Source organism: uncultured Pseudoalteromonas sp., assembly GCF_963922945.1.
In the GTDB taxonomy this organism is placed as follows: domain Bacteria; phylum Pseudomonadota; class Gammaproteobacteria; order Enterobacterales; family Alteromonadaceae; genus Pseudoalteromonas.
Genome location: NZ_CAWUKC010000104.1, coordinates 1 through 12,479, shown reverse-complemented (window position 1 = coordinate 12,479; position 12,479 = coordinate 1). Strand labels below are relative to the sequence as shown.

At 43.5% G+C, this 12,479-nt stretch carries 10 protein-coding genes; 7 read left to right on the top strand and 3 right to left on the bottom strand.

The features are described from left to right. Nucleotide 1: 1 nt before the first annotated feature. The 3 genes from AABI99_RS16320 to ettA form a co-directional block, all read right to left on the bottom strand. Nucleotides 2–910, bottom strand: a complete 909-nt coding sequence (locus tag AABI99_RS16320; RefSeq protein WP_338367141.1) for a histone deacetylase — start codon at nt 908–910, stop codon at nt 2–4. A gap of 53 nt (nt 911–963) precedes the next feature. Further along, a complete protein-coding gene (locus AABI99_RS16315; protein WP_338367140.1) occupies nt 964–1,329 on the bottom strand; it encodes a PilZ domain-containing protein in 366 nt (121 codons plus the stop codon). A 119-nt stretch (nt 1,330–1,448) separates the two neighbouring features. Further along, nucleotides 1,449–3,122 carry an energy-dependent translational throttle protein EttA gene (ettA, locus tag AABI99_RS16310; protein ID WP_338367139.1) on the bottom strand — a complete coding sequence of 558 codons (1,674 nt, stop codon included), beginning with the start codon at nt 3,120–3,122 and terminating at the stop codon, nt 1,449–1,451. Nucleotides 3,123–3,354: 232 nt separating this feature from the next. On the opposite strand from ettA, the gene metA reads away from it, so the two are divergent. From metA to AABI99_RS16275, 7 genes are all read left to right on the top strand, one after another. Continuing rightward, nucleotides 3,355–4,302: a homoserine O-succinyltransferase gene (gene metA, locus AABI99_RS16305; protein ID WP_338367138.1), complete on the top strand. Its 948-nt coding sequence runs from the start codon at nt 3,355–3,357 to the stop codon at nt 4,300–4,302. Further along, nucleotides 4,292–5,365, top strand: coding sequence for a homocysteine S-methyltransferase family protein (locus tag AABI99_RS16300; RefSeq protein ID WP_338367137.1), 1,074 nt, complete (start codon nt 4,292–4,294; stop codon nt 5,363–5,365). The genes metA and AABI99_RS16300 overlap by 11 nt, the downstream gene beginning before the upstream one ends. Before the next feature lie 9 nt (nt 5,366–5,374). Continuing rightward, the gene (gene metH, locus AABI99_RS16295; RefSeq protein WP_338367136.1) at nt 5,375–8,005 is read left to right on the top strand and encodes a methionine synthase; all 2,631 of its coding nucleotides are present in this window, start codon (nt 5,375–5,377) and stop codon (nt 8,003–8,005) included. A gap of 681 nt (nt 8,006–8,686) precedes the next feature. Further along, nucleotides 8,687–9,037, top strand: coding sequence for a hypothetical protein (locus AABI99_RS16290; protein WP_338367135.1), 351 nt, complete (start codon nt 8,687–8,689; stop codon nt 9,035–9,037). A 79-nt stretch (nt 9,038–9,116) separates the two neighbouring features. Next, entirely contained in the window at nt 9,117–9,812 is a 696-nt protein-coding gene (locus AABI99_RS16285) for an aspartate/glutamate racemase family protein (RefSeq protein ID WP_338367134.1), read from the top strand. Nucleotides 9,813–10,009: 197 nt separating this feature from the next. Further along, complete coding sequence (locus AABI99_RS16280; RefSeq protein WP_064386863.1) at nt 10,010–10,507, top strand: (2Fe-2S)-binding protein; 498 nt, start codon at nt 10,010–10,012, stop codon at nt 10,505–10,507. Further along, nucleotides 10,504–12,479, top strand: a 1,976-nt coding sequence (locus tag AABI99_RS16275; protein WP_338367133.1) for a molybdopterin cofactor-binding domain-containing protein, incomplete at its 3' end; no start/stop codon positions are given. The genes AABI99_RS16280 and AABI99_RS16275, both read left to right, overlap by 4 nt.

The following is a 12,479-nucleotide window of genomic DNA, read 5'->3' as shown; positions in this document are numbered from 1 at the left end:
TTTAAAAACCAGCAGCCTGCTCAATCACTATTGCATGGCGCTGCGCTAAACGCGTATGGTCTCTGTCGTAGCCGCCACCAATAACACTGGCAATAGCGGTGTTATGTTCAAGGCAGCGCTTAAATACTAAGTGGTCACGCTGTTTAATGCCGTCCCAGCTTATATTTAGTTTGCCTAAGCCATCGTCTTGCCAAATATCTACACCGGCATCGTATAGGACTAAATCGGGGTTGAGCTCTTTTAATAAAAACTGCAGGGTGTCATCCACAATGCCTAAGTATTCTGCGTCTTGCATATTGTTAGCAAGGCCTATGTCTAAATCGCTGGGGGATTTTCTAAACGGGAAGTTTTTTTCGCAATGTATAGAGCAGGTATACGCATAGGGCTGATGCGCAAGCATTGCAGCTGTGCCATCGCCTTGGTGTACGTCTAAATCAAAAATGAGCACATTGGTCACTTCACCGCTTTGTATTAATGTTTGCGCGGTAAAGGCTAAGTCGTTCACCATACAAAAACCTGAGCCAAAATCAGTGTGTGCATGGTGCGTACCGCCTGCTAAATGACAGGCTAAGCCATGTTTTAATGCTAAGCGTGCTGTTTGCAGTGTGCCTTGGGGTGCGGTGAATGTACGGTTCATTAGCGGTTGTGACCAAGGTAAACCAATGCGGCGCATGGCTTTTTCGTCTAGGCGGTTATGCCATAAATCGTGAATGTAGTTTTCGCAGTGAACCAGTTCAAGTGGCTCAGGAGTGCCTAAAATAGGTTCAACTAAATTATTGCCTGCAATGCCTAAACCTTTAACCTGCTCGTATAAATGAGCAAATTTACTCATTACAAACCGGTGCTTAGGATCAAAGTTAAATGAGTAATTAGAATGATAGACCAAAGGTAAGTGAGGGTTTAGGCGCATAACCGTATCAATAATAAAGTTTGGGCTATGGTAATAAACTTAACTAAGCGAGTCTATTGTGGGCCTTCAATTAATGAAGCAAGCTCACGATGAAGTAATTGTTCATTGGCTAAATTAAGCTCTACCAATCGTTTTAAATAGGTAATGCTGTTTATATCAATGTGGTGGCATTTGAGGCCAATATGCTTTTGTTCTATGTGGCAAATAAACACCTCCATTTTTATTTCTATATCGCTTTGTGGCAAGGTAAAGCGTAGTGTTGCGTCGCTGTCTTTTTTACCATTAAAAGCGTCACATTTTGTGATCAGCGCTCCGTGTAACGATACATCAAGCAACTTACATGGGTAAGTGCTCCCTGCAAATTCTAGCTGTGCAGAGGTTGAAAAAAGAATGCGCGAGAACTGACGACGGTTTTCCATAGAACGAGGGCCTTTTTTTATAATATTTAAATCAAGCATAGCGGTAAATAGCGCATAGCGATAAAAAATGGCATAAAAAAACCCCGCATAAATGCAGGGTTTGTTATATCAGTTAACAATTAACCAATTTTTTTGTACTTAATACGCTTAGGTTGTGCAGCTTCTGCGCCTAAGGTCTTTTTAAGCCATTCTTCGTATTCGGTGTAGTTTCCATCGAAGAAGTTAATTTGGCCTTCGTCGCGGTAATCTAAAATGTGCGTTGCAATACGGTCAAGGAACCAACGGTCATGCGATATACACATTACACAGCCTGGGAACTCTAAAATCGCGTTCTCAAGGGCACGAAGTGTTTCAACATCAAGGTCATTGGTTGGCTCATCCAGTAGTACTACGTTACCACCCGCTTTTAAAAGCTTAGCAAGGTGTAAACGGTTACGCTCACCACCTGATAAGTCTTTTACAAACTTTTGCTGGTCATTACCTTTAAAGTTAAAGCGGCTAACGTATGCACGGCTTGGGAACTCAAAGTTACCAATTTTTAGCACGTCTTGATCATCAGATATTTCTTGGAATACGGTTTTGCTTTCGTCCATATTGCCACGGAACTGATCAACCGTTGCAAGCTCTACAGTTTCACCTACGCTAATGCTGCCACTATCTGGTTGCTCTTCACCGCTTAGCATTTTAAATAGGGTTGATTTACCCGCACCATTGGCACCAATAATGCCCACAATCGCGCCTTTTGGCATACTAAAACTTAAATCGTCAATTAATACGCGATCGCCAAAGCTCTTACGTAAGTTATTCACTTCAAGCACTTGGTCGCCTAAACGCGGACCAGGTGGAATAAATAGCTCGTTCGTTTCGTTACGCTTTTGGTAATCAGACTGCTGTAGCTCGCTAAACTGCGCCATACGCGCTTTAGACTTAGCTTGGCGACCTTTAGGGTTTGAACGTACCCATTCAAGCTCTTGAGCAATTGATTTTTGGCGTGCTTTTTCAGATTTTTGCTCTTGTTGTAAGCGCGCATCTTTTTGTTCAAGCCAAGAAGAGTAGTTACCTTCCCATGGAATACCTTCACCACGGTCAAGCTCTAGTATCCAGCCAGCTACATTATCAAGGAAGTAACGGTCATGCGTTACCGCCACAACAGTGCCTTCGTAATCATGTAAGAAGCGCTCAAGCCAAGCAACCGACTCCGCATCTAAGTGGTTAGTAGGCTCATCGAGAATAAGCATATCTGGCTTTTCGAGTAATAAACGACAAATAGCAACACGGCGGCGCTCACCACCCGAAAGGTGCTCAATTTTAGCATCCCACTCTGGTAAACGCAGTGCATCGGCAGCGCGCTCTAAAACGTTATCGATGTTGTGACCATCGTGCGCTTGAATAATCGCTTCAAGCTCGCCTTGCTCTTTTGCTAGGGCGTCAAAGTCTGCGTCTTCCATTGCGTACTCGTTGTACACTTCGTCAAGGCGGTTTAGGGCGTGTTTTACTTCGCCTACAGCTTCTTCAACTATTTCGCGTACTGTTTTGCTTTCATCCAGTACTGGCTCTTGCGGTAAGTAACCAATTTTAGTGCCTGGTTGAGGGCGGGCTTCACCTTCAAAGTCTTGGTCAACACCGGCCATAATACGAAGTAATGTAGATTTACCAGCACCATTTAAACCTAGCACACCAATTTTAGCGCCAGGGAAAAAGTGCAACGAAATATCTTTTAAAATTGTGCGCTTAGGTGGCACAACTTTAGATACTCGATTCATCGAGAATATAAACTTATCAGGTAAAACCATGGAGGAAAGCCTTCAAATAATAATAAAAATTTCAATGTTGTATTGTAGTGGCTGACGGGTGAAACAGTCAATTAATGGCGGGTTTTAAAGCGGTAAAGGCTGCAGGTTAATAAAGTATAAAATCATGAATAAATTTCATTTAGACATCTATACATCTAGAGGTTGATATTTTTAGCATTCTGTTCATAATGAGAGCGTATAAATTCTCGGTTTTTATGAGTAGGAGTAAAATATGCCAATTACAGTGAAAGACGAGCTACCGGCTATTGCCCGTTTACGTGAAGAAAACGTGTTTGTAATGCCAAAAAGCCGTGCAAAAACGCAAGAAATTCGCCCAATGCGTTTGGCTATTTTAAATTTAATGCCTAATAAAGTAGAAACCGAAGTGCAGTTTATTCGTTTGCTTGCTAATTCTCCTTTGCAAGTAAATGTAGAGCTGTTACGCCTAGATACGCACCGCAGCAGTAGTAACTCAGAAGAGCACCTAGATACCTTTTACCGTTATTTCTCTGAGGTAAAAGACAATAACTACGATGCGTTAATAGTTACCGGCGCACCACTAGCACACCTAGAATACGACGATGTAGCCTACTGGGATGAACTAAAAGTGATTATTGATTGGGCGGAGCAGCACGTTACCTCTACGCTCTTCTCATGCTGGGCGGCGCATGCAGCGTTGTATCATCGTTACAATTTAAAGCGTGACTTAAAAAAAGATAAACTCTGTGGCGTGTTTACTCATCAGTGCTATTTTGATCACGGTGCACTTACTCGTGGCTTCGACGACACCTTTTTAGTGCCGCACTCACGTTATGGCCACATAGATATAAATAAAATTAATGCCTGCGACGATATAGTCGTGCTGGCAGGCTCTGAAAAAGTAGGCGCTTACTTAATGAAAAACAAGTCGGGCAGCCAAGTTTTTATAACCGGCCACCCAGAATACGATGCCGACACATTAAAAGCAGAGTACGAGCGCGATTTACAAAAAAGCCCAGACGCACCAAAACCCGAAAACTATTTTCCAGATAACGATGCAAGTAAAAAACCGTCAAAAACGTGGCAAAGCCATGCTTTTTTGCTGTTTTCGAACTGGTTAAATTACTACGTGTACCAAACTACACCTTATGATATTAATTTAGTTAGCCAAGATGTGAGGACTAACAACTATGCCGAATAGCGTGCCAAACAAAAATAAGCAAAGCGAATTAAGCGCTGCGCTAAAACAGCGTATTTTAATTTTAGATGGTGCAATGGGCACCATGATCCAAACTCACAAGCTTGAAGAAGAAGACTACCGAGGCGAGCGTTTTAAAGACTGGCACGTACTAATTAAAGGCAATAACGATTTATTAAGCCTAACAAAACCTGAGCTAATAACCGATATACACCGTAGCTTTTTAGCCGCCGGTGCAGATATTATTGAAACCAATACCTTTAACTCAACCACCATTTCGATGGAAGATTACGACATGGCCAGCATAAGCCGTGAGGTAAACTTAGAGTCGGCCAAGCTCGCGCGCGCTATCTGTGACGAGTTCACAGCCCAAAACCCAGAAAAACCACGCTATGTAGCCGGTGTGTTAGGGCCAACCTCTAAAACTTGCTCAATTTCGCCAGATGTAAACGACCCAGGCTATCGTAATATTACCTTTGATAAGCTGGTTACTGCGTATGTTGAGTCTACTCTTGCCTTAATGGAAGGCGGCGCTGATTTAATACTGATTGAAACCATTTTCGACACCCTCAATGCAAAAGCAGCTTCATTTGCAGTAGAAGAAGCGTTTGAGCAAGCAGGGTACACATTACCCGTGATGATCTCGGGCACCATTACCGATGCCTCAGGGCGTACGCTTTCGGGGCAAACAACCGAGGCATTTTATAACTCTATTCGTCATATTAAGCCTATTTCGATAGGCCTTAACTGCGCCCTAGGGCCAGACTTACTGCGCCAATACGTAGAAGAGCTTTCGCGCGTATGCGAAACCTTTACCTCAGTACACCCTAATGCGGGTTTACCAAATGAGTTTGGTGAGTACGACCTAGAAGCAGAGGACATGGCCGCCGAGATTATAGATTGGGGAAAATCGGGCTTTATAAATATTGTTGGTGGTTGCTGCGGCACCACGCCTGAGCATATTCGCGCGTTTGCCAAAGGGCTTGAAGGGGTTAAACCTCGCCCATTACCAGAGCTTGATGTACGTATGCGTTTATCAGGCCTTGAAGCTTGTAACTTAAATTAAGGAGCCAACATGACCCAGCAAATTGCAGTATTTACCAATGTTGGTGAGCGTACTAACGTAACCGGCTCCGCCATGTTTAAACGCTTAATCATGGAAGAAGATTATGAAACAGCCCTGAATGTTGCCCGCGAGCAAGTAGAAAATGGCGCCCAAGTTATTGATATAAACATGGACGAAGCCATGTTGGACTCAAAAGCAGCGATGATTAAGTTTTTAAACTTAATTGCCTCAGAGCCCGATATATCTAAAGTGCCTATTATGGTTGACTCCTCTAAATGGGATGTAATAGAAGCAGGGCTTAAATGTATTCAAGGCAAGGCGATTGTTAACTCAATATCACTCAAAGAGGGCGAAGAGCCATTTAAGCGTCAAGCTAAAATTATTAAACGCTTTGGTGCGGCTGCCGTTGTAATGGCGTTTGACACCGAAGGCCAAGCCGACACCGCAGATCGTAAATACGAAATTTGTGAGCGCAGCTACAAAATATTAGTAGAAGAGATTGGTTTTCCGCCGGAAGATATAATATTCGACCCTAACATATTTGCCGTAGCCACAGGTATAGAAGAGCACGACAACTACGCCGTAGAATTTATTGAAGGCACACGCCGCATTAAGCAAAACTTACCGCACTGTAAAGTGTCGGGCGGGGTGTCAAATGTATCGTTCTCATTCAGAGGTAATAACCCCGTACGTGAAGCTATTCACTCGGTGTTTTTATACCACGCGATAAAAGCGGGGATGGATATGGGCATTGTAAACGCAGGTCAACTTGCGGTTTACGATGACATCCCCGAGGAACTTCGTAAAGCCGTAGAAGACGTAATCCTTAATACCGACCCCGGTGCAGGTGAGCGCCTTGTAGACATAGCCCCTAAGTTTTCGGGTATGGCACAAGCCGAACGCGTAGAAGATTTAGAATGGCGCACATGGCCTGTTGAAAAACGTCTAGAACACGCGCTTGTCAAAGGCATTACCACCTTTATAGATGAAGACACTGAAGAGTGCCGCGCAGCTGCCGATAAACCTATTCACGTGATTGAAGGGCCACTCATGGATGGCATGAACGTGGTCGGGGATTTATTTGGTGCAGGTAAGATGTTTTTACCGCAGGTTGTTAAATCTGCCCGTGTAATGAAGCGCGCAGTGGCCTACTTAGACCCATTTATTGAAGCCGAAAAAGAAGAAGGTGCCACTAACGGTAAAGTGGTTATGGCCACCGTAAAAGGCGACGTGCACGACATAGGTAAAAACATTGTAGGCGTAGTACTGCAATGTAATAACTACGAAGTAATCGACTTAGGCGTAATGGTACCTGCCGAAAAAATACTGCAAACAGCGATTGACGAAAAAGCCGACATAATCGGCCTTTCGGGTTTAATTACCCCATCGCTTGACGAAATGGTACACGTAGCCAAAGAAATGACCCGCCGAGGTTTTGAGATGCCGTTAATGATTGGCGGCGCTACTACATCTAAAGCGCATACTGCCGTTAAAATTGAGCCACAGTACGATAAAGGCGTCGTTTATGTAAATAACGCCAGCCGGGCAGTGGGTGTGGTATCTAGCTTGTTATCAAACGATCTAAAACCCGCCTTTTTAGAAAAAACCAAAGCCGAGTACGAAAAAGTACGCGAGCAACAAGCACGTAAAAAACCACGTTCTAAACCGGTTACCATACAGCGTGCCCGTGATAACGCCGCCAAGCTTGATTGGGATAACTACACACCACCTGTGCCTAAAAAACTGGGCGTGACTGAGTTTAAAAATGTATCAATCGCCACGTTACGTAAATACATAGATTGGACCCCGTACTTTATGACGTGGTCAATCGCTGGCAAATATCCGCGCATAATGGACGATGAAGTCGTTGGCGAGCAAGCACGTAGCTTATTTAAAGATGCTAACGACATGCTCGACGACCTTGAAAAGTCAGGTGCTTTGCAACCTTTAGGTGTCATTGGTTTATTCCCTGCCAACCGGGTGGGTGATGATATAGAAATTTACACCGACGAAACTCGCAAAGAGTTGTTAAACACCTCGTGCCATTTACGCCAGCAAACCGAAAAAACCGACTTTGCTAACTATTGTTTGGCAGACTACATTGCGCCAAAAGGCATACCTGATTATTTTGGCGCGTTTGCCGTAACGGGCGGTTTAGAAGAAGACGACTTAGCCGACGCGTTCGATGCCAAGCAAGACGACTACAATAAAATAATGGTAAAAGCAGTTGCCGACAGGCTTGCCGAGGCGTTTGCAGAATACTTGCACGAACAAGTGCGCAAAGAGTATTGGGGTTACGCAGCCAATGAAAACTTAACTAACGATGAGCTAATTCGCGAAAACTACCAAGGGATTCGCCCAGCGCCAGGTTACCCAGCCTGCCCAGAGCACACCGAAAAAAAGAAAATTTGGCAGCTACTCGATACCGAAAAGCGCATTGGCATGCAGCTCACCAGCTCCTACGCCATGTGGCCAGGGGCTGCTGTTTCGGGCTGGTATTTCTCACATCCAGAGGCAAAATACTACGCCGTAGCGGCTGTGCAAAAAGATCAGGTAGAAGATTACGCCAAGCGAACCAATATGACGCTCGCAGAGGCAGAAAGGTGGTTATCGCCTAACTTGGGGTATGAGCCGGAATAAAAGAGCAGCGATCAGTTTTTAGCTGTCAGCTATCAGTTAAAACGAAAACGAGCCCAGAGAGGCTCGTTTTTTATTACATAGCGCTATCTAATATCTTTTCTAATTTAGGTAATTACTTGTCTACAATAAGTTTACTAAGTGGAATTATTGAGTGAAGAAATGGAGGCTCATTTTGGGAGCCTCTTCAAATGATATTTGAAAAGCTTTTTATACTTTATCAGCAAGAGATATTATGACTACCGAAACAATTCAACTAAATAAAACTAAACATAAATTTATGTTTTTCGACTTAGGGCTTCTTCGTAAAGCTTTATCTGGTCGGGCTCTGTCTTTTTTCACTATCTGCTGCTGATGGGATGGTTTTTATTATTCTCAAAAAGGGAAGTGTACATACTTAAGGGCTAGCTTTGGCTGTGCTTGGCCTTTGTAATTATGCTCTTTGGCATTTATGGGCTGTATCCAATTGAAAAGTTAATCAAATAACTGCTTTAGCCATACTCAATTTATTAATAGGTGGGAATATTGCAAGCTGCGTAATAATGTTCTTTATTCGCCAGTTTGCAGTTAAAGAAAGAGCTTTAATAAACATAGAAAAGCTTTAAATACTGGTTTTTATCTCAACCTTAATTAAGGTCATTTGGCTAATTACCTGTTTAAGTTTAAATAATTTAAAGGAATAAAATGAAATTTATACTCTGTATTATGATATGGGTTGTAAGCTCATTATTGGCATACGCTCAGCCTATAGAAACAGTCACTGCACAAAATGAGCAAAGTGAAAAAATTATGTTATTAACTAAAAAGGTCAATGAGTTAGAAAGTAAGTTATCGAGCTTGTCTTACGACACAGAAAAGTTAGAAGAGGAATTTAATCGTAGTGCATTGGCTGTATTATTTTTTGCTTTTTTCAGTGCTTGGTGGGCTAAATCTACAGGTCGAAGTGCTTTACTTTGGTTTGTTCTTGGCATTTTCTTTAATTTTATTACCGCTATTGTAATCGTTTGTAAAACCGAACGAGGCATTAAAAAATAGCTATAGCTTAATTCCTCAGCTAATCAAGATATTTTAGGATGACTGCTTAGTTCTTTTAGTAAACTAAAGAGGCAATTTTATGAAAACGATTGGCATGCTTGGTGGTATGAGTTGGGAGTCAACCACTAGTTATTACAAAGCGTTAAACTTGGGCGTAAAAAATGCGTTGGGCGGGCTGCATAGTGCCAAAATTTGTATGGTGAGTGTTGATTTTGCAGAAATTGAAACGCTGCAGCATCAGGGCGACTGGCCACAAACAGCTAAGTTACTTACCGAGGCGGCTAAATCGGTAGAGGCAGCTGGTGCTGATTTTTTACTTATTTGTACCAACACCATGCACAAAGTGGCTGACCAGATTGCCAGCAGTATAAGTATTCCTATTTTGCATATTGCCGATGCCACCGCAGCGCAGTTAAAACACGATAAAATAACGCGAGTAGGGTTGCTGGGCACGCAATTTACAATGGAGCAAAACTTTTACAAAGGGCGGTTAACCGATAAGCATAATATTGAAGTGTTAATACCCGAGCCTAATGAGCGAGAGCGTGTTCACGACATAATTTACAATCAGTTATGCCAAGGCATTATTAATGATGAAGCGCGAACTGAATTTATAAATATTATTGAGCGTATGTTTGAAAAAGGCGCACAGGCCATTGTTTTAGGCTGTACTGAAATTGCTTTATTGGTAGAGCCGCAACATACAACCGTGCCCCTTTACGATACCACGCAAATTCATGCACAGGCCGCGGTTAAATTAGCACTAACTAAATAACGAGCATTTAGTTTATGCATAAAAACCGCCATAGGGCGGTTTTTATGTTTAGCGACTTGCCAAAGCTTATTAAAGTCACTTACCGATAAAAATTTCAATAAATCAATCCTAAGTGGTAGGCTAAAAAAGTAGCAATTATTCAAACCGTTCTGGCGCAACAAGGCATTCCTTTAAAGCGCTTTGCCAAGGAGTTAAATATGATCACGCTTACCGTTAATGGTAATAAACATGAGTTTACCGGCGATCCGTCAACGCCTGTGCTTTGGTATCTTCGAGATGAATTAAATTTAACCGGGCCTAAATTTGGCTGTGGTATGGCGCAGTGTGGTGCGTGCACCATACATATTGATGGCGTAGCGCAGCGCTCGTGCATATTACCTGTATCGGCTGTGGCAGGGCGTGCTATTACCTCTATTGAAGGGTTAAGCGAGCAAGGCGATCACCCAGTGCAAAAAGCCTGGGTTGAGCATAAAGTGCCGCAATGTGGGTTTTGTCAGTGCGGGCAAATAATGCAAGCGGCAAGCTTATTAGCTGCTAACCCTAATCCGACTGATGATGAAATAGTGAGTAATATGTCGGGCAATATTTGTCGTTGTGGCACGTATCCGCGTATTCATAAAGCAATTAAGTCGGCGGCTAAAACCATTGCGGGCGTTGAGTATTTTGACCCAAATGAACAAGGGGAACAAGTATGAAAAACGACAATACGTACTTTGACCTAAACCGTCGCCAATTTTTAAAAACCAGCGCAATAGGCGCATTAGTATTAGGCACGTATTTTGTAGGCAGCGCACCAAAAGCGTTTGCAGGCGTGTTAGAACAACCGTCTGAGCAAGCAAAACGTGCCAACTTATTTATAGCGCTGCGCCCCGATGGCATGGTTGAAATAACCTGTCATCGCTCTGAAATGGGCCAGCAAATTCGTACAGCCATTGCTCAAATTGTGGCAGACGAAATGGAAGCCGCATGGGATAAAGTGGTTGTTATTCAAGGTAAGGGCGACCCTAAATACGGGGATCAAAATACCGATGGCTCGCGCAGTATTCGCTACAACATGCAGCGCCTGCGCGAAATGGGCGCAAGCGTACGTTACATGATGCAGCACGCAGCCGCTAAATATTGGAAAGTTGACCCGCAAACCTGTACAGCTAATCAGCACGTGGTAACCCACAGCTCAGGTAAAACGCTGGCTTATAAAGATTTAATTGACCTAGCGCTTGGTATTACACCGCCAGAGCCTGACAAGCTAACACTTAAAACACGTAAAGAATGGCGTTATATAAATACCGGTATGGCGCACATAGATTTAACCGATTTAGTCACCGGTAAAGCCACATTTGCTGCCGATGTACGCGAACCAAAGGCGCTGGTGGCTATGATTGAGCGCCCGCCGGTAGTAGGTGGTGTGGTTAAATCGTTTGATGCTAGCGCCGCTAAAGCAATTAATGGCGTAGTCGATATTATTGAAATGCCTGTACCAAAAGGTGCGCCGCAATTTCAGCCAAAAGGCGGCATTGCTATTGTTGCTAAAAATACCTGGGCTGCATGGCAGGCGCGTAAAGCACTAAAAGTAGTGTGGGATGATGGTAAAAACGGCGATTATAATTCAAAAGAATTTAAAAAGTCGTTATTACAAACAGTGAGTGAGCCGCAAGCGCATGTGCGCGAAAAAGGCGATACCACCAGCGTATTAGCTAAATCGAGCAATAAATTAGTTGCCGACTATTACGCGCCGCACCTGGCTCAAGCACCTATGGAGCCACCGTGCGCCACGGCAATGTACAATAAAGACCGCGTTGATATATGGGCTGCAACACAAAACCCGCAAGCTGATATGAAAACTGTGGCCGCACTACTTGGTATGGACGAGAGCCAAATTAACGTACATGTCACCATGTTAGGTGGGGGGTTTGGGCGTAAATCAAAACCTGATTTTTCGGCAGAAGCTGCTTACATTTCAATGAAAGTAGGGCAACCTATTCGCGTACAATGGACGCGAGAGGATGATATACAACACAGTTTTTATCATGCGGTGTCGGCTCAACATATTGAAGCGTCATTAGATGAAAAAGGTAACATAGAAGCTTACTTACATCGCACGGCGTTTTCGCCAATTATGTCTACCTTTCAAGAGGGGGCATCTGCACCTGGTGGCTTTGAGCTAGACCTAGGCTTTACTGATAATCCAATTTTAACACCCAATATGAAACTGGAACGAGGTGAAGCACCAGCAAAAGCCCGAATAGGCTGGATGCGCTCGGTCACAAACATTTTTCATGCGTTTGCCGTGCAGTCATTTATAAATGAGGCTGCCTACAAGGCGGGTAAAGACTCAAAAGATTATTTATTGGAAACCATTGGGCCAGCGCGTACTATCGATTTTGCAAACCAGAACGCAAACTATAATAACTACGGTGGCGATAAAGCGGTTTATCCACTTGAGACAAGCCGTTTGCGACATGTTATTGAAAAAGCAGCGAGTATGGCAAATTGGGGGAGAACACTTCCAAAAGGGCGCGGCTTAGGTATTGCAGCGCACCGCAGCTTTTTAACGTATGTAGCAACAGTGGTTGAAGTAGAAGTATCAGACGCTGGTGACTTAAACGTGATTAAATCGTGGGTGGCTATTGATGCAGGTACGGTTGTAAACACCGATACCGTTAAAAA